The organism is Enterobacter sichuanensis (genome assembly GCF_002939185.1).
Lineage (GTDB): Bacteria > Pseudomonadota > Gammaproteobacteria > Enterobacterales > Enterobacteriaceae > Enterobacter > Enterobacter sichuanensis.
Window position 1 is genome coordinate 54,654 of record NZ_POVL01000015.1, and the last position, 17,476, is coordinate 72,129.

18 protein-coding genes and 1 tRNA gene are annotated in these 17,476 nt (G+C 55.1%); 14 read left to right on the forward strand and 5 right to left on the reverse strand.

Annotated features, from left to right (window positions below):
* Positions 1-290 precede the first annotated feature (290 nt).
* The 8 genes from C5687_RS09030 to dinB all read left to right on the forward strand — a co-directional run bounded on the left by C5687_RS09030 (position 291) and on the right by dinB (position 7,496).
* Positions 291-1,634 (forward strand): Na(+)-translocating NADH-quinone reductase subunit A, encoded by a 1,344-nt coding sequence (locus C5687_RS09030; protein ID WP_104556772.1) that lies wholly within the window; start codon positions 291-293, stop codon positions 1,632-1,634.
* A gap of 3 nt (positions 1,635-1,637) precedes the next feature.
* Complete coding sequence (locus C5687_RS09035) at positions 1,638-2,873, forward strand: NADH:ubiquinone reductase (Na(+)-transporting) subunit B (protein ID WP_059385923.1); 1,236 nt, start codon at positions 1,638-1,640, stop codon at positions 2,871-2,873.
* Positions 2,866-3,660: a Na(+)-translocating NADH-quinone reductase subunit C gene (locus C5687_RS09040; RefSeq protein ID WP_104556773.1), complete on the forward strand. Its 795-nt coding sequence runs from the start codon at positions 2,866-2,868 to the stop codon at positions 3,658-3,660. Before C5687_RS09035 ends, C5687_RS09040 begins: the two co-directional genes overlap by 8 nt.
* Positions 3,653-4,291 (forward strand): NADH:ubiquinone reductase (Na(+)-transporting) subunit D, encoded by a 639-nt coding sequence (locus C5687_RS09045; RefSeq protein WP_025760186.1) that lies wholly within the window; start codon positions 3,653-3,655, stop codon positions 4,289-4,291. The genes C5687_RS09040 and C5687_RS09045 overlap by 8 nt, the downstream gene beginning before the upstream one ends.
* A gap of 6 nt (positions 4,292-4,297) precedes the next feature.
* On the forward strand, positions 4,298-4,894 hold the full coding sequence (gene nqrE / locus C5687_RS09050) for an NADH:ubiquinone reductase (Na(+)-transporting) subunit E (protein ID WP_023334613.1): 597 nt from the start codon (positions 4,298-4,300) through the stop codon (positions 4,892-4,894).
* Positions 4,895-4,904: 10 nt separating this feature from the next.
* Positions 4,905-6,128 carry an NADH:ubiquinone reductase (Na(+)-transporting) subunit F gene (gene nqrF / locus C5687_RS09055; protein WP_025760187.1) on the forward strand — a complete coding sequence of 408 codons (1,224 nt, stop codon included), beginning with the start codon at positions 4,905-4,907 and terminating at the stop codon, positions 6,126-6,128.
* Positions 6,128-6,331 (forward strand): (Na+)-NQR maturation NqrM, encoded by a 204-nt coding sequence (gene nqrM, locus C5687_RS09060; protein WP_025760188.1) that lies wholly within the window; start codon positions 6,128-6,130, stop codon positions 6,329-6,331. Before nqrF ends, nqrM begins: the two co-directional genes overlap by 1 nt.
* A gap of 106 nt (positions 6,332-6,437) precedes the next feature.
* The gene (dinB, locus tag C5687_RS09065) at positions 6,438-7,496 is read left to right on the forward strand and encodes a DNA polymerase IV (protein WP_025760189.1); all 1,059 of its coding nucleotides are present in this window, start codon (positions 6,438-6,440) and stop codon (positions 7,494-7,496) included.
* 62 nt (positions 7,497-7,558) lie between these two features.
* Here dinB and pepD read toward each other — a convergent pair whose 3' ends face one another.
* Positions 7,559-9,016, reverse strand: a complete 1,458-nt coding sequence (pepD, locus tag C5687_RS09070; RefSeq protein WP_045285113.1) for a cytosol nonspecific dipeptidase — start codon at positions 9,014-9,016, stop codon at positions 7,559-7,561.
* A gap of 257 nt (positions 9,017-9,273) precedes the next feature.
* Here pepD and gpt point away from each other — a divergent pair, with 257 nt between their 5' ends.
* The 3 genes from gpt to crl all read left to right on the forward strand — a co-directional run bounded on the left by gpt (position 9,274) and on the right by crl (position 11,542).
* Positions 9,274-9,732 (forward strand): xanthine phosphoribosyltransferase, encoded by a 459-nt coding sequence (gene gpt / locus C5687_RS09075; RefSeq protein ID WP_003863205.1) that lies wholly within the window; start codon positions 9,274-9,276, stop codon positions 9,730-9,732.
* A 106-nt stretch (positions 9,733-9,838) separates the two neighbouring features.
* Positions 9,839-11,083 (forward strand): esterase FrsA, encoded by a 1,245-nt coding sequence (gene frsA / locus C5687_RS09080; protein ID WP_025760275.1) that lies wholly within the window; start codon positions 9,839-9,841, stop codon positions 11,081-11,083.
* Positions 11,084-11,140: 57 nt separating this feature from the next.
* The gene (gene crl, locus C5687_RS09085; protein ID WP_095441189.1) at positions 11,141-11,542 is read left to right on the forward strand and encodes a sigma factor-binding protein Crl; all 402 of its coding nucleotides are present in this window, start codon (positions 11,141-11,143) and stop codon (positions 11,540-11,542) included.
* A gap of 107 nt (positions 11,543-11,649) precedes the next feature.
* Here the strand turns inward: crl and phoE are convergent, their stop codons facing one another.
* Positions 11,650-12,702, reverse strand: coding sequence for a phosphoporin PhoE (gene phoE, locus C5687_RS09090; RefSeq protein WP_094919472.1), 1,053 nt, complete (start codon positions 12,700-12,702; stop codon positions 11,650-11,652).
* A gap of 304 nt (positions 12,703-13,006) precedes the next feature.
* Here phoE and proB point away from each other — a divergent pair, with 304 nt between their 5' ends.
* From proB to C5687_RS09105, 3 genes are all read left to right on the forward strand, one after another.
* Complete coding sequence (gene proB / locus C5687_RS09095; RefSeq protein ID WP_025760272.1) at positions 13,007-14,110, forward strand: glutamate 5-kinase; 1,104 nt, start codon at positions 13,007-13,009, stop codon at positions 14,108-14,110.
* An 11-nt stretch (positions 14,111-14,121) separates the two neighbouring features.
* Positions 14,122-15,375 (forward strand): glutamate-5-semialdehyde dehydrogenase, encoded by a 1,254-nt coding sequence (gene proA, locus C5687_RS09100; RefSeq protein ID WP_104556774.1) that lies wholly within the window; start codon positions 14,122-14,124, stop codon positions 15,373-15,375.
* Positions 15,376-15,486: 111 nt separating this feature from the next.
* Positions 15,487-15,562: transfer RNA gene (locus C5687_RS09105), tRNA-Thr, on the forward strand.
* 14 nt (positions 15,563-15,576) lie between these two features.
* On the opposite strand, the gene C5687_RS09110 is transcribed toward C5687_RS09105, so the two are convergent.
* The 3 genes from C5687_RS09110 to C5687_RS09120 form a co-directional block, all read right to left on the reverse strand.
* Entirely contained in the window at positions 15,577-16,695 is a 1,119-nt protein-coding gene (locus tag C5687_RS09110; protein ID WP_238380464.1) for a tyrosine-type recombinase/integrase, read from the reverse strand.
* Positions 16,617-16,967: a helix-turn-helix domain-containing protein gene (locus C5687_RS09115; RefSeq protein WP_072205308.1), complete on the reverse strand. Its 351-nt coding sequence runs from the start codon at positions 16,965-16,967 to the stop codon at positions 16,617-16,619. The genes C5687_RS09110 and C5687_RS09115 overlap by 79 nt, the downstream gene beginning before the upstream one ends.
* Before the next feature lie 291 nt (positions 16,968-17,258).
* Entirely contained in the window at positions 17,259-17,450 is a 192-nt protein-coding gene (locus C5687_RS09120) for a hypothetical protein (RefSeq protein WP_104556776.1), read from the reverse strand.
* Positions 17,451-17,476: the final 26 nt, after the last annotated feature.

Sequence of the window (17,476 nt, forward strand, 5' to 3'; positions counted from 1 at the left end):
TTCCTTGATAAAACCATGACCAACTTGCCAGGACGGCAAAAGAGACCCGAAATCAGATTATTCTGTTAGGAGCGCTCACATTAGCACCGCCAGAGATTTTCGCAAGAGCCGGGCGGTGAGTTTACAAATTTGTTTTACTTTATAAACCATCGAAATCGCGTTGACTCCAGGAACTTTGCGTATTAGCTCGCAATTTGGCGCGCGTAACGGCGGATTACCTGCCCGCGAGAAGGGGAAAATGTTACACTTCGCGCCCACTGGATTGTTGTTCATGGAAACCTGCTAACCACATGTTTAAAATCAAAAAAGGACTTGATCTGCCGATTGCAGGCGTGCCAGAGCAGCACGTTTCGACAGGCGCAAGTGTCCGTCATGTCGCCATTGTGGGCGACGACTACCTGGGAATGCGTCCTTCAATGCGGGTAGAGGAAGGCGATCGCGTTATCAAAGGCCAGGCACTCTTTGAGGACAAAAAAAATCCCGGCGTGATGTTCACCGCACCCGCGAGCGGTACCGTAGTGGCGATCAACCGTGGCGAACGGCGCGTTCTGCAGTCGGTGGTTATCCGCATTGAAGGCGATGAGCAGTGTGAATTCGCCCATTACGACACCGCAGATCTCGCCTCGCTAAGCCGCGACGTTGTTCAGGCTCAGCTTCTGGCGTCCGGTTTATGGACCGCGCTTCGTACGCGTCCTTTCAGCAAATCCCCTGTTCCGGGTACGGAGCCGGCCGCGATTTTCGTGACGGCAATGGACACCAACCCGCTCAGCGTGGATCCACAACCGGTTATTCTGGCGCAGCGTACAGCCTTTGATGCCGGACTGACCCTTTTAACCCGCCTGACGTCGGGGAAAGTCCACGTTTGCCAGGCCGGCGGCGGTAAGCTCGGCGGCCATCCGCAGGGGCAGGTTACGTTTAATACGTTTGCGGGTCCGCATCCGGCGGGGCTGGTCGGGACGCACATCCACTTCCTTGAGCCGGTAAGCCTGACAAAACAGGTCTGGCATCTTAACTATCAGGATGTTATTGCCATCGGTAAGCTCTTCACCACCGGTGAACTGAGTGCGGAACGCGTCATTGCGATTGGCGGGCCGCAGGCTAAGCATCCTCGTCTGGTGAAAACCCTGCTGGGCGCAGACATCAATGAACTGCTGGTGGGTGAAATCAAAGAGGGCGAAAACCGCCTGATTTCCGGTTCGGTGCTCAGCGGCCGCCATGCTGTTGATGCGCACGCGTATCTGGGACGTTTCCATTTGCAGGTGAGCATTGTGCAGGAAGGTCGAGACAAAGAGCTGTTCGGCTGGGTACTGCCCGGTGCGGAAAAATATTCCGTTACCCGTACCACGTTAGGTCACTTCCTGCGTAACAGGCTGTTTAACTTCTCGACCACTACGCACGGTGGCGAGCGCGCCATGGTCCCGATTGGCAACTACGAGCGCGTCATGCCGCTGGATATTCTGCCAACCATGCTGCTGCGCGATCTGCTCGCTGGCGATACCGACAGCGCGCAGGCGCTGGGCTGTCTTGAGCTTGACGAAGAAGATCTGGCGCTCTGTACCTATGTCTGTCCGGGAAAATACGAATATGGACCCGTATTGCGCGAGGTGTTAACCCGCATTGAGCAGGAAGGATAACCGATGGGCTTAAAACACCTCTTTGAAAAAATTGAGCCGCACTTTACCGAAGGGAAGCTCAAAAAGTACTACCCGCTGTATGAAGCAACGGCGACCATTTTCTATACGCCGGGGCTGGTGACGAAAGGGGCGGCGCACGTTCGTGACGCCATCGACCTTAAGCGGATGATGATCCTGGTCTGGTTTGCGGTTTTCCCGGCGATGTTCTGGGGGATGTACAACGTCGGTCTGCAGACCATTCCGGCGCTGCACCATATGTATGATGCACAGCAGCTGGCGCAGGTGCTCCAGTCAGACTGGCACTACCGTCTGGCCCAGTCGTTGGGTGTGAGCTTTGCGCCAGACGCAGGCTGGGTGAGCATGATGACGCTGGGGGCGGTGTTCTTCCTGCCGATTTACCTCACGGTCTTTATCGTGGGCGGCTTCTGGGAAGTGCTGTTCGCCATTATTCGTAAACATGAGATCAACGAAGGCTTCTTCGTGACCTCCATTCTGTTTGCCCTGATTGTCCCACCCACCTTACCACTCTGGCAGGCGGCGCTGGGCATCAGTTTCGGCGTGGTGATTGCCAAAGAGATCTTCGGCGGCACCGGGCGTAACTTCCTCAACCCGGCACTGGCGGGGCGAGCGTTTCTGTTCTTTGCGTATCCGGCCCAAATTTCGGGTGACCTGGTATGGACAGCGGCCGACGGTTTTTCCGGCGCGACGCCGCTTTCACAGTGGGCGGCACACGGCGGCGAAACGCTGGTCAACAACGCCACAGGCCAGCCTGTCACCTGGTTTGACGCCTTTATTGGCAACATACCGGGCTCCATCGGGGAAGTCTCCACGCTGATGATTTTGATTGGCGGGGCGATCATCCTGTTTGGACGCGTGGCCTCCTGGCGAATTGTGGCTGGCGTGATGATCGGCATGGCGCTGACCGCCACGATGTTCAATGTTATCGGTTCGACCACCAACCCGATGTTCTCCATGCCCTGGTACTGGCATCTGGTACTGGGTGGCTTCGCGTTCGGCATGATGTTTATGGCAACCGATCCTGTCTCTGCCTCGTTTACGGACAAAGGTAAATGGAGCTATGGCGTACTCATTGGCGCGATGTGTGTCTTGATCCGCGTGGTTAACCCGGCGTACCCGGAAGGGATGATGCTGGCCATTCTGTTTGCCAATCTGTTTGCGCCACTCTTCGATTACCTGGTGGTGCGGGCCAACATTAAGCGGAGGAAAGCGCGTGGCTGAGGTTAAAAATAACGACAGCATCAGCAAAACGCTGCTGGTGGTGCTGGTGCTCTGTCTGGTCTGTTCGATTGTCGTGGCCGGCTCTGCCGTGGGGTTAAAATCCCTGCAGCAGGCGCAACGTGCGCTGGATAAACAGCGCAATATCCTGGCCGTTGCCGGGCTGATGCAGGAAGGGATGAGTGCAGACGACGTCTCGGCGGTCTTTGCGGAGCGTATCTCGCCGCGTCTGGTGGATTTAAAAACCGGACAACTGCTGGATAAAGACCCGGCGAAGTATAACCAGGCGCTGGCGCTGAAAGATCCGCAGATGAGCCTGACGCTGGACGCGTCACAGGATCCGGCTGGCATTAAGCGTCGCAGCAATCTTGCTGAAATTTATCTCGTTCGTGATGCCCAAAAACGCGTTCAGGAAGTGGTGCTTCCTGTCTACGGTAACGGCCTGTGGTCAATGATGTATGCCTTTGTGGCCCTGGATACGGATGGTCGCACCGTAAAAGGCATCACGTACTACGACCAGGGGGAAACGCCGGGTCTGGGTGGCGAAGTGGAAAACCCGAACTGGCGGGCACAGTTTATCGGCAAGAAAGTGCTTGATGACAACGGGCTGCCCGCGCTGAAAGTGATGAAAGGGGCGGCACGTCCCGGTGACGACTACGCGGTAGACGGGCTGTCCGGCGCCACGCTCACCTCAAAAGGCGTGCAGCACAGTTTTGATTTCTGGATGGGCGAGTTGGGCTTTGGGCCTTTCCTGAAAAACGTACGTGAAGGAGCGCTGAACAATGGCTGATACCGGTGAACTGAAAGAAGTCAAAAAGGTTCTCATTGGCCCACTGCTCGCCAATAACCCGATAACGCTGCAGGTGCTGGGCGTCTGTTCAGCCCTGGCAGTAACGACCAAGCTGGAAACGGCGGTGGTGATGACGCTGGCGGTAACGCTGGTAACCGCGTTTTCCAGCATGTTTATCTCCATGATCCGCCACCACATTCCCAACAGCGTGAGGATCATCGTGCAGATGGCAATCATCGCCTCGCTGGTGATCGTGGTCGATCAGCTGCTGCGCGCCTTCGCCTATGAAACCTCGAAACAGCTCTCGGTGTTTGTCGGGCTTATCATCACCAACTGTATCGTGATGGGGCGTGCGGAAGCCTACGCCATGAAAATGCCGCCGCTGGCGAGCTTTATGGACGGTATCGGCAACGGCCTCGGCTATGGTGTGATCCTGCTGACCGTGGGGTTCCTGCGTGAGCTTATTGGCAGCGGTAAATTATTTGGCATCACGGTGCTGGAGACGGTGCAAAACGGCGGCTGGTATCTGCCAAACGGCCTGTTCCTGCTGGCCCCTAGCGCATTTTTCATTATCGGTTTGTTGATCTGGCTGATTCGTACGTTGAGACCAGAACAGCAGGAAAAGGAGTAACCGACGATGGCTCATTACCTGAGTTTGTTTGTGCGGGCGGTGTTTGTTGAAAACATGGCGCTCGCGTTTTTCCTCGGCATGTGTACGTTCCTTGCGGTGTCCAAAAAAGTGTCGACGGCATTTGGGCTGGGCGTGGCGGTCACCGTGGTGCTCGGCTTATCGGTGCCGATCAACAACCTGGTGTATAACTTCGTGCTGCGGGACGGCGCGCTGGTAGAGGGCGTTGATCTCAGCTTCCTGAACTTCATCACCTTTATTGGTGTGATTGCCGCGCTGGTGCAAATCCTGGAGATGATCCTCGATAAGTACTTCCCGTCACTCTACAACGCGCTGGGGATCTTCCTGCCGCTGATCGCGGTGAACTGCGCCATCTTCGGCGGCGTTTCGTTTATGGTTCAGCGTGATTACAACTTCAGTGAGTCCGTGGTGTACGGCTTCGGTTCCGGCATCGGCTGGATGCTGGCGATTGTCACCATGGCGGGGATCCGCGAAAAAATGAAATATGCCAACGTGCCTGCAGGGCTGCGTGGCTTAGGGATCACCTTTATCACCACCGGGCTGATGGCGCTGGGCTTTATGTCCTTCTCCGGTGTGCAGCTATAAGGGCTAACAGATGGAAATAATACTTGGCGTGGTGATGTTCACGCTGATTGTACTGGTGCTGTCAGGGCTTATTCTGGCGGCGCGTGCGAAGCTGGTGAATTCCGGCGACGTAGTGATTGATATTAACGACGAGCCGCAGAATCAGATCCGCACCCCGGCGGGGGATAAGCTGCTCAATACGCTCTCGGGTAACGGCATTTTTGTCTCCTCAGCGTGCGGCGGCGGCGGCTCCTGCGGGCAGTGCCGCGTGACGGTAAAAGAGGGCGGCGGCGATATCCTGCCAACCGAGCTGGCGCATATCACCAAACGTGAGGCAAAAGAGGGCTGCCGTCTGGCCTGCCAGGTCGCGGTGCGTCAGAACATGAAGATTGAGCTGCCGGAGGAAATTTTCGGCGTCAAAAAATGGGAGTGCGAGGTTATCTCTAATGATAACAAAGCCACCTTTATTAAAGAGCTGAAGCTGCGGGTGCCGGAAGGGGAAGATGTCCCGTTCCGCGCCGGGGGATACATTCAGATTGAATGTCCGGCGCACACCGTGGCGTATGCGGACTTTGACGTTCCGCAGGCGTATCGCGCCGACTGGGACAAATTTAATCTTTTCCGCTTTGTGTCGGAGGTGAAAGAGCCGACGCTGCGTGCCTACTCAATGGCCAACTACCCGGAAGAGAAGGGCATTATCATGCTCAACGTGCGTATTGCCACGCCACCGCCGAACGTGCCGGATGCCCCGCCGGGCGTCATGTCGTCGTACATCTGGTCCCTGAAGCCGGGCGATAAGGTAACGATCTCCGGCCCGTTCGGAGAGTTTTTTGCCAAAGATACCGACGCGGAAATGGTGTTTATCGGCGGCGGTGCCGGTATGGCCCCGATGCGCTCGCACATCTTTGACCAGCTCAAACGACTGGGCAGCCAGCGTAAGATCAGCTTCTGGTACGGTGCGCGCTCCCTGCGCGAAATGTTCTATGACGATGAGTTTGAACAGCTGGCGCGTGAAAATCCGAACTTTACCTTCCATGTGGCGCTCTCCGATCCACAGCCGGAAGATAACTGGACGGGCTATACCGGGTTCATCCATAACGTGCTGTATGAAAACTACCTTAAACAGCATCCGGCACCGGAAGACTGCGAGTTCTATATGTGTGGGCCGCCGATGATGAATGCTGCCGTGATTAAGATGCTGAAAGATCTCGGTGTGGAAGATGAGAACATCCTGCTCGATGACTTTGGAGGCTGATGATGCTGACCTTTCTGGCTACCTTCGTGGTTTTCGTGCTAGTCATTTTCGGCATGGCGTTAGGCTGGATCGTTAAGCGGAAAAGCCTTCAGGGCAGCTGCGGCGGCATTACTTCCATTGGGATGGAAAAGGTGTGCGACTGCCCGGAACCGTGCGATGCGCGTAAAAAACGGATGGCCCGCGAACAGCAGCGCATTATTTAGTCTGGTAGGTCGGGTAAGGCGAAGCCGCCACCCGGCGTTCTTATATCCACTTCTCAACCCTCATTTATTTACTGTATACTTATCCAGTGATGAGTGAGGGCTTACTATGCGCAAAATAATCCATGTTGATATGGACTGCTTTTTTGCCGCAGTGGAGATGCGTGACAACCCGGCGCTGCGGGATATCCCCATTGCGATAGGCGGCAGCCGCGTTCAGCGGGGGGTCATCAGCACCGCTAACTATCCTGCGCGCAAATATGGCGTGCGCAGCGCCATGCCGACGGCGATGGCGCTGAAGCTCTGCCCTCATCTCACGCTTTTACCCGGTCGGTTTGAGGCATACAAAGAAGCCTCAAACCATATCCGTGAAATCTTCTCCCGTTATACCTCCCTGATAGAGCCGCTGTCGCTGGACGAGGCCTATCTGGATGTTACCGACAGCGTGCACTGTCACGGCTCCGCCACGCTGATGGCGCAGGAGATCCGTCAGACAATTTTCAACGAGCTCAATCTGACAGCATCGGCGGGCGTGGCCCCCGTAAAATTCCTCGCCAAAATTGCCTCCGATTTAAATAAGCCCAACGGCCAGTACGTTATTACCCCGGAAGAGGTGCCTGCGTTTTTAAAAACGCTGCCGCTTGGCAAAATTCCCGGGGTGGGAAAAGTCTCTGCCGCAAAGCTGGAAAGTATGGGATTACGCACCTGCGAAGATGTGCAGCGCAGCGACCTGGCCATGCTGCTCAAACGCTTTGGGAAGTTTGGCCGCGTGCTGTGGGAGCGCAGCCAGGGGATTGACGATCGCGATGTGAACAGCGAACGGTTACGGAAATCCGTCGGCGTTGAGCGAACCCTCAGTGAAGATATTCATGACTGGTCCGAATGCGAGTTTATTATCACAGAACAGCTCTACCCGGAGCTGGAACGTCGCTTAATCAAGGTGAAGCCGGACCTGCTTATTGCACGACAGGGCATCAAGCTGAAATTCAATGACTTTCAGCAGACTACGCAGGAACACGTCTGGCCGCGTCTGAATAAAGACGATCTCATTGCGACGGCGAAAAAGGCCTGGGATGAGCGGCGGGCAGGGCGCGGTGTCAGGCTGGTGGGGTTGCACGTCACGTTGCTGGATCCGCAGTTAGAGCGACAGCTGGTATTGGGCCTGTAAAAAAAACCGGTGGTGCGACGTTGTTCACCCTCTCCCTTTGGGAGAGGGCTGGGATGAAGGTATTACTTAGCAGGAATCGCTTTCAGCAGTTCAGTCAGCAGGGTCCAGTAATGACCCACGCTTTCGATATGAACCTGCTCATCCGGCGAGTGCGGCCCGGTAATGGTTGGCCCGATAGAAACCATGTCCATGTCTGGATACGGTTTTTTGAACAGACCACATTCCAGACCCGCGTGGATCACCTGAATGTTCGGCGTGCTGTTGAACAGACGCTGGTAAGTTTCACGCACCAGCGCCATCACCGGCGAGCTTGCGTCCGGCTGCCAGCCCGGGTAGCTGCCTTTGGCGGAGGTTTTTGCACCGGCCAGCGTACCCAGAGATTCCAGCATGCTCACCACATACTCTTTACCGCTGTCGATAAGGGAACGGATCAGGCAGATGATTTCTGCGCTGTCGTCGCTCATGGTTACTACGCCCACGTTCAGTGAGGTTTCCACCACGCCTTTCGCCACGTCGGAGTTGCGGATCACGCCGTTTGGCGTCGCGTTCAGCAACTGAACGAAGGTGTCACGAGACTGTGCGGTCAGCGCGGCTTTATCCGTTGAGACGGATTCCAGCACCACGGTCAGGTTTTTCTCTTTCGCGGACAGTTCGTTTTTCAGGATATCCAGGTAAACGCTGGAGAGTTTTTTCAGCTCGTCCGCTTTTGCGGCCGGTACAGCGACAGTCGCGAAGGCTTCACGCGGGATCGCGTTACGCAGCGTACCGCCGTTGAAATCCACCAGACGCAGATCCAGCTCAGCCGCGTGGCCTGCCAGGAAGCGCGCCAGCAGTTTGTTGGCGTTGCCCAGACCCAGGTGAATATCACCGCCGGAGTGGCCGCCTTTCAGCCCTTTCAGCGTCAGCTTAAAGGTCTGGAAACCGGCAGGAATCGCTTCGCGTGACAGCGGCAGGGTAGAGATGAAATCAATCCCGCCCGCACAGCCCATGTAGATCTCGCCTTCTTCTTCGGAGTCGGTGTTGATCAGAATATCCGCCTGTAGCCAGTTCGGCTGAAGACCAAACGCCCCATCCATGCCCGCTTCTTCGGTCATGGTCAGCAGCACTTCCAGTGGACCGTGCTGAACGCTGTCGTCAGCCAGCACTGCCAGCGCGGAGGCCATACCGATTCCGTTATCTGCACCCAGGGTGGTGCCGCGCGCTTTCACCCAGTCGCCGTCGATGTAAGGCTGAATAGGATCTTTAGTGAAGTCGTGAACGGTGTCGTTGTTCTTCTGTGGCACCATGTCCAGGTGCGCCTGCAGCACAACCGGTTTACGGTTTTCCATGCCTGCGGTAGCAGGTTTGCGGATCAGAATGTTGCCAACCTGGTCGCGTTCAGCGTGCAGACCTTTTTCCTTCGCCCAACCCATAATATGTTCGGCAAGCTGTTCTTCATGGTAGGACGGGTGTGGAATGGAGCAGATTTTGGCAAAAATATCCCACAGCGGCTGCGGAGATAGTTGAGACAGTTCAGACACGATAAGTCTCCTTGTCGATGCTCTGCAAACAGGGTTGCAGGTCACAGGGTTAGCAGGTTAATAGTCACCACAAGTCAGGCTTGCGAGATGAAACTGAGAATACCACTTTCTCTGCTGGCTGGTAGCATAAAGCATGTAAAAACTCAGGCAGAGGGCGCTAAACACTGGTTTTTAGTGCGTCAGATCTCTATAATCTCGCGCAACCTGGTTCACCCTCATTTTTTTAAGCCGTATATAAACAGGCTGGGACACTTCACATGAGCGAAAAATACGTCGTCACCTGGGACATGTTGCAGATCCACGCACGCAAACTGGCTGCGCGTCTGATGCCTTCCGAACAGTGGAAAGGCATTATTGCCGTCAGCCGTGGCGGCCTGGTACCGGGGGCGCTGCTGGCACGTGAGCTGGGTATTCGTCATGTCGATACCGTTTGCATCTCCAGCTATGACCATGACAACCAGCGCGAGCTGAAAGTGCTGAAACGCGCGGAAGGCGACGGCGAAGGTTTCATCGTTATTGATGACCTGGTGGATACCGGTGGTACTGCGGTGGCCATCCGCGAAATGTACCCGAAAGCGCATTTCGTCACTATCTTCGCGAAACCGGCGGGTCGCCCTCTGGTTGACGATTACGTGATTGATATTCCTCAGGATACCTGGATTGAACAGCCATGGGATATGGGCGTGGTGTTCGTACCGCCAATCTCAGGTCGTTAATTCCAGACCGCAATTATTTTAACGCCCGGTGATGCCGGGCGTTGTTTTTTTTAGTCTGACGCGCGTTACAATAGTCTCTATATGACGTATCCATGGAGGCAACGCAATGACGCAGGCCAATCTCACCGAGACGCTCTTCAAACCCCGTTTCAAGCACCCTGAAACCTCAACGCTGGTGCGCCGTTTTAACCCGGGTACCCAGCCTGCCGTCCAGTCCGCGTTAGACGGTAAAAACGTCCCCCACTGGTACCGCATGATTAACCGCCTGATGTGGATCTGGCGCGGTATTGACCCTCGTGAAATTCTCGATGTACAGGCGCGCATCGTGATGAGTGAAGCCGAACGGACCGACAGTGAACTCTACGATACGGTGGTGGGCTACCGCGGTGGAAACTGGATCTACGAATGGTCTAAACAGGCGATGCTCTGGCAGCAAAAAGCCAGCCAGGAAGAGGATGCCATGCTCAGCGGCAAGCACTGGCTGCATGCGGCCAATCTCTACGCCATTGCCGCCTATCCTCACTTAAAAGGCGACGAACTGGCCGAGCAGGCGCAGGCGCTGGCCAATCGCGCCTATGAAGAGGCGGCTCAACGCTTGCCGGGCCAGATGCGTGAGCTCGAGTTTACCATTCCGGGTGGGTCATCCGTTACCGGGTTCCTGCATATGCCGGAAGGTGAAGGTCCGTTCCCGACCGTGCTGATGTGCGGGGGGCTGGATTCGTTGCAGATCGACTATTACAGCCTGTATGAGCGTTACTTCGCACCAAAAGGGATCGCGATGCTGACGCTGGATATGCCCTCTATTGGTTTTTCATCCAAATGGAAACTGACTCAGGATTCCAGCCTGCTGCACCAGCATGCGCTAAAAGCGCTGGAAAATATTCCCTGGGTCGACCACACCCGCGTGGCGGCATTTGGCTTCCGTTTTGGCGCGAACGTTGCGGTGCGTCTGGCCTACCTTGAATCTTCTCGTCTGAAAGCCGTGGCCTGTCTTGGCCCGGTGGTTCACGCTCTGCTCAGCGACCCCGCCCGCCAGGGCAGCGTGCCGGAGATGTACCTCGACGTGCTGGCCAGCCGACTGGGTATGCATGATGCATCAGACGAAGCGCTGCGCGTTGAGCTTAATCGCTACTCGTTAAAAACGCAGGGCCTGCTGGGCCGCCGCTGCCCGACGCCGATGCTTTCGGGGTTCTGGAAGAACGATCCGTTCAGCCCGGAAGAAGAGTCGCGTTTAATCACGTCGTCATCTGCGGATGGCAAATTGCTTGAGGTGCCGTTCAGCCCGGTCTATCAGAATTTCGACAAAGCGTTGAAAGAGATTACGCGCTGGATCGCGCAGAGATTGTGTTAATAGATTGCTAAATTTCGCTGGTTTGGTAAAACAGTGGCTTCACAAAAGGAGATCGCAATGACGTTACCGAGTGGACACCCGAAAAGTAGATTGATTAAGAAGTTCATGGCTCTTGGCCCGTATATTCGAGAAGAGCAGTGTGAAGAGAATCGCTTTTTTTTCGACTGCCTGGCTGTATGCGTCAACGTGAAGCCTGCACCCGAAAAACGTGAATTCTGGGGCTGGTGGATGGAAATGGAAGCAGAAGAGAAACGTTTTACCTATAGCTACCAGTTTGGCCTGTTTAATAAAGACGGCAACTGGCAGGCTACCACCATTAAAGATCAGGAAGTGATAGATCGCCTGGAATATACGCTCAAAGAGTTCCACGACAAGGCGCGAGATTTGCTGGCCACGCTGGACCTGAAGCTTGAGCCCGCGGATGATTTTTCCAGTGAAGCGGCGAAACTGACGGCCTGATGCTCTTCTCCCTCTCCCTGTGGGAGAGGGCCGGGTTGAGGGCACCAGACCGCATTAAACCCCGATAAAAAAACCGGCATCAAGCCGGTTTTTTTATGTCTGCATTATCAGAACTGGTAGGTCATCCCCAGGGCAACGATATCGTCGCTGCTCACACCCAGTTTATTATCGTCATCAATCTGGTTGATTTTATAATCAACAAACGCGGACATATTTTTGTTGAAATAATATGTCGCGCCGACATCGATGTATTTCACCAGATCTTCGTCACCGATACCTTCGATATCTTTGCCTTTAGACTGGACATAACCCAGGGACGGACGCAGACCGAAATCAAACTGATATTGTGCAACCAGTTCGATGTTCTGGGCTTTATTGGCGAAGCCACCTGAAATTGGGGTCATATTGCGGGTTTCAGAGTACATTGCCGCCAGGTAGATATCGTTCGCGTCATATTTCAGGCCGGTTGCCCAAGCTTCGGCTTTTTTGCCTTCGCCACGCGTCAGCAGGTTCTGAGCGTTGGTACGGTCAGAGTTGGTGTATGCGCCGCTCACCGCGAAATCGCTGCCACCGAAGTCATAGGTCAGAGAAGTACCGAAACCGTCACCGTTCTGTTTCTTGGCGTCACGGTTTTCGTTTTTACCCTGGTATTGCAGCGTCATGTCCAGGCCGTCAACCACGCCGAAGAAGTCGGTGTTGCGGTAGGTGGCAAGACCGGTAGCACGCTTGGTCATGAAGTTATCGGTCTGGGCAGAAGAGTCGCCGCCGAATTCCGGGAACATATCGGTCCAGGCTTCCACGTCATACAGTGCGCCCAGGTTACGACCGTAATCCAGAGAACCGAAGTCTTTCAGTTTCAGACCGGCAAACGCCAGACGCGTTTTCTGAGAGGAGTCGCTCTCGGCTTTGTTACCCGCAAATTCGGATTCCCAACGGCCGTAGCCCGTCAGCTGATCGTTAATCTGTGTTTCGCCTTTAAAACCGAAACGAACGTACGTCTGGTCACCGTCTTTAGAATCATCATCACTGATGTAGTGCATGGCTTTTACTTTACCGTACACATCCAGTTTATTACCGTTCTTATTATAAACTTCAGCGGCGTGAACTGATGCACAAGCCGCTACGCCCATAACCACTAATGCCAGAGTGCTCTTTTTCATTTTCGATCCTGTCTTATAAACGCGCTAAAAAATTCGCTGGACGATAAGCGTCGGCTTAAGTCCCGTGAAAAAACAGGAAGGGTTTTATCGCTCTGCAATGAAACTTTTATGACAAACTAAGAATAATTTTAAAAAACTGTGATTTATTATTTCGGTAATAAAAGTGTCAATTTTCACCGCTACGCTTCCTGATCCCGCGCAACAAAGTGTTTCGCGATGTGCTAAGGCAGTTGGCAACCGGGCTGACTCCTGTTAAAACGTTCGTTCGACATTACTTTCCCTTATCGTTGAACGGCAGAGAATCATGAGTGACAGCCAGACGCTGGTGGTAAAACTCGGTACCAGTGTGTTAACAGGCGGATCGCGCCGCCTAAATCGCGCCCACATTGTTGAGCTTGTACGTCAGTGCGCTCAGTTACATGCCGCAGGGCATCGTATTGTGATTGTGACCTCCGGGGCGATTGCCGCCGGGCGTGAACACCTGGGTTACCCCGAACTCCCCGCGACGATCGCCTCCAAACAGCTGCTGGCCGCCGTGGGACAAAGCCGACTCATTCAACTCTGGGAACAGCTGTTCTCTATTTATGGCATCCACGTCGGGCAGATGCTGCTGACGCGTGCGGATATGGAAGACAGAGAGCGCTTCCTGAACGCCCGCGATACCCTGCGTGCGCTGCTGGACAACAATATCGTTCCCGTTATTAACGAAAACGATGCCGTTGCCACCGCTGAAATCAAAGTGGGTGATAACGATAACCTCTCTGCGCTGGCGGCGATTCTGGCCGGTGCGGATAAACTACTGCTTCTGACCGACCAGCAGGGGCTGTTTACCGCCGACCCGCGCTCCAACCCGGAAGCCGAGCTGATTACCGACGTTCACGGTATCGACGATGCGCTGCGCGCTATTGCCGGCGACAGCGTATCCGGCCTGGGTACGGGCGGCATGGGAACCAAGCTGCAGGCGGCTGACGTGGCATGCCGCGCCGGTATCGACACCATCATTGCGGCGGGTAGCCGCCCTGGGGTGATTGGTGACGTGATGGAAGGCATCTCCGTCGGTACCCGCTTCCACGCCCAGGAATCCCCGCTGGAAAACCGTAAGCGCTGGATATTTGGTGCGCCGCCTGCGGGCGAGCTTGTTGTTGATGAAGGGGCAACCGCCGCGATTCTGGAACGAGGAAGTTCATTGCTTCCTAAAGGAATTAAAAGCGTGACAGGCAACTTCTCCCGTGGTGAAGTGATCCGTATCCGTAACCTCGAAGGTCGCGACATCGCCCACGGCGTAAGCCGCTATAACAGCGATGCCCTGCGCCGCATCGCGGGTCAACACTCGCAGCAGATCGACGCCATTCTGGGCTATGAATATGGCCCGGTTGCCGTGCATCGCGATGACATGATTATTCGTTAAGGAGCCAGAACATGCTGGAACAAATGGGTGCCGCCGCGAAGGCCGCCTCTTACAAACTGGCGCTCCTTTCCAGCCGCGAGAAAAACCGCGTGCTGGAAAAAATCGCTGATTATCTGGAATCCCAGTCCCAGGAGATTTTGCTCGCTAACGAACAGGATCTGCTGGAAGCGCGTCGTAACGGGTTGAGCGAAGCGATGCTCGACCGTCTGGCCCTGACCCCGGCACGCCTGAAAGGTATCGCCGACGATGTTCGCCAGGTCTGCAATCTGGCTGACCCGGTCGGGCAGGTGATCGACGGTGGACTGCTCGACAGCGGTTTACGTCTTGAGCGTCGCCGCGTGCCGCTCGGCGTCATCGGTGTGATTTATGAAGCCCGTCCAAACGTAACGGTGGATGTCGCCTCCCTGTGCCTGAAAACCGGTAACGCCGCTATTCTGCGTGGTGGGAAAGAGACCTGGCGCACCAATGCCGCGACGGTAAAAGTTATTCAGCAGGCGCTGGAAGAGTGTGGCTTACCTGCGGGCGCCGTGCAGGCGATAGAGAGCCCTGACCGCGCGCTGGTCAATGAAATGCTGCGCATGGACAAGTACATCGACATGCTGATCCCACGCGGTGGCGCGGGCCTGCACAAGCTGTGCCGTGAGCAGTCGACGATCCCGGTGATCACCGGCGGTATTGGCGTGTGTCATATCGTGGTGGACGACAGCGCTGAGATTGAACCGGCGCTGAAGATTATCGTGAATGCGAAAACCCAGCGCCCAAGCACCTGTAACACGGTGGAAACGCTGCTGGTGCATCAGGGTATCGCGAATACCTTCCTGCCGGCCCTGAGCAAACAGATGGCAGAGAGCGGCGTAACGCTGCATGCTGACGCCAGCGCGCTGGCACTGCTTCAGGATGGCCCGGCGAAAGTCGTGCCCGTAAAAGCGGAGCAGTACGACGATGAGTTTCTGTCTCTGGATCTGAACGTGAAAATCGTTACCGATCTCGACGACGCGATTGCGCACATCCGTGAGCATGGCACGCAGCATTCCGACGCTATCCTGACGCGTACGCTGCGCAATGCCGATCGCTTCGTGAACGAAGTGGATTCCTCAGCGGTATACGTCAATGCCTCAACGCGCTTCACCGACGGCGGCCAGTTCGGCCTTGGCGCGGAGGTGGCGGTCAGCACGCAGAAACTGCACGCGCGCGGTCCGATGGGGCTGGAAGCGCTGACCACGTATAAGTGGATCGGCTTCGGCGACGATTCGATTCGTGCGTAAATAATCACGGGTGATGCAAAAATAGCCGTTTGATTCAAAAGGGCATTGACGCATCACCCGGATAGATCTAACCTTTTGCCCCGTGGTTACATTCGTAACCGGCCTCTCAGGGCCGATATAGCTCAGTTGGTAGAGCAGCGCATTCGTAATGCGAAGGTCGTAGGTTCGACTCCTATTATCGGCACCAGAAAATTCAATCAGTTACGTGTTATTCGTACCCTCCTTGTTTTCCATATGGGACAGATTTGGGACACAATCGCCAAAAATTGAGTCGATTTGCTTGGCATGTTCGGTCAGATGATTTGGTGCCAGGTGTGCATACCGGCGTACCATTTCGATAGACTCCCACCCGCCCATTTCCTGCAGTACAGATATCGGTACTCCGGCCTGAACTAACCAACTTGCCCAGGTGTGTCTCAGATCGTGAAATCTGAAATCCTCAATACCAGCTCGCTTTAATGCTGCCCGCCAGGCGGTGTTGGCGTCATACCGCATTTTCCTCACAGCTGGCGCTTTCGTTCCGTCCGGCTTAGTGCAGCTCTCCTTATAGACGAACACCCATTTGTGGTGACTTCCTATTTGTCTTTTCAGCACGCGACATGCAGTATCATTCAGTGCCACGCCAATGGCCTGATTCGATTTGCTCTGCTCCGGGTGTATCCATGCCACCCGGCGCTGCATGTCAATCTGCTGCCACTCCAGATTGATGATGTTCGACCGACGAAGTCCTGTAGCCAGCGCAAACTCGACAACAGACTTTAGCGGCTCCGGGCATTCATCAATCAGCCTTTTAGCCTCGTGCGGCTCCAGCCAACGGATACGCTTATTCTTTGGCTGGGGAACCTTGACGATAGGGGCCTTATCCAGCATCTTCCATTCACGTTCTGCCGCACGGAGAAGCGCCTTGATAAATGAAAGGTGTGTGGCCTTTGTCGCCACCGATGCCGGGCGCGGAACGTAGTCAGGCGTTTCCTTGCCTTTCTTCGTTTGCGCAGCGTTCATCAGCTTCCAGTTTTCCTCATGCCTGCGGTTGGTCATCTTCTGTATGGCGGCGTAGATCCGCGATTCAGTGATGTCCTTCAGTTGCATGCCGGCAAAGTGCTGGAGCCAGAATCCGATCCGGCTCTTATCATCATCCAGCGACTTCTTGTGCGCCTTCTCCTCAAGCCACCTGACACAGGCATCCTCAAATATCATGTCAGGAACCTCACAGAGCTTGCTCACCCGCCAGGCTTCGGCCTTTAGCTTGTCATGGAGTTCCGTGGCCTGCCTTTTGTCCTTTGTCCCAAGAGACTGCTTAAATCTTTTGCCGTCCGGCAATGTGAAGCTGGCGTACCAGGTTTCACCTCTGCGAAAGAGTGACATATTAATTCCTCTCGTATGCCATCGCCCGCGCTCACCTGGACAGTATGCAGCGGTGACTTGAGCGCCGCAATGCAGGCCTGTCGGGTAGTGAGGTAAGGGGATTTTGGTTTGGATGGGTCTTTGCGGGTTGCCTGCAGTCTGCCGGTGCGGATCCAGTTCGCAGCTGTTGGTCTGGATATGCCCAGCATTGCGCAGGCCTGATTGAGAGTGATGCTGTATTGTTCCACTGCGTTCTCCAGGCAAAAAAATGCCCTCGCAATGGAGGGCTGAAAGGGGGATAACGTGGCAGTGCATTCGCACCCAATAGCCAGCTCATAACTGGCTATCAGTTGCGTCATTCAGTGAAATAGCAAAAGTCAGAGCTACGCGTTCGCACAGCAATCCATCCAGGGGCCGGTTTTCCCGTTTTGGCTGCAACATGCCACGACACGAACTGCATAAGCTGAGTGTTGCTGCGCCAATGGTTCATCCCAAGCAGCCGGCGTGCCGCTGAGTTTTTCTTCATGATCTACTCCTTTTCATTCTTGTTGCTTAACGGTGTAATTTCCGTTTGGCTTTACGCCTACTGAAAAGTAGGTGCCATCTGTAATGCCGATCCCCCACACATCGCTCGTCCCATCACCCGGCTTCTTCTCACTGATGAACTTGCGCAGCGCGGCAATTGAGCTCTCAATATCCAGTGTTGAGTTAACCGTCATAGTGATGCGCATAATCTCTCCTCATGCCGCACGCTGGG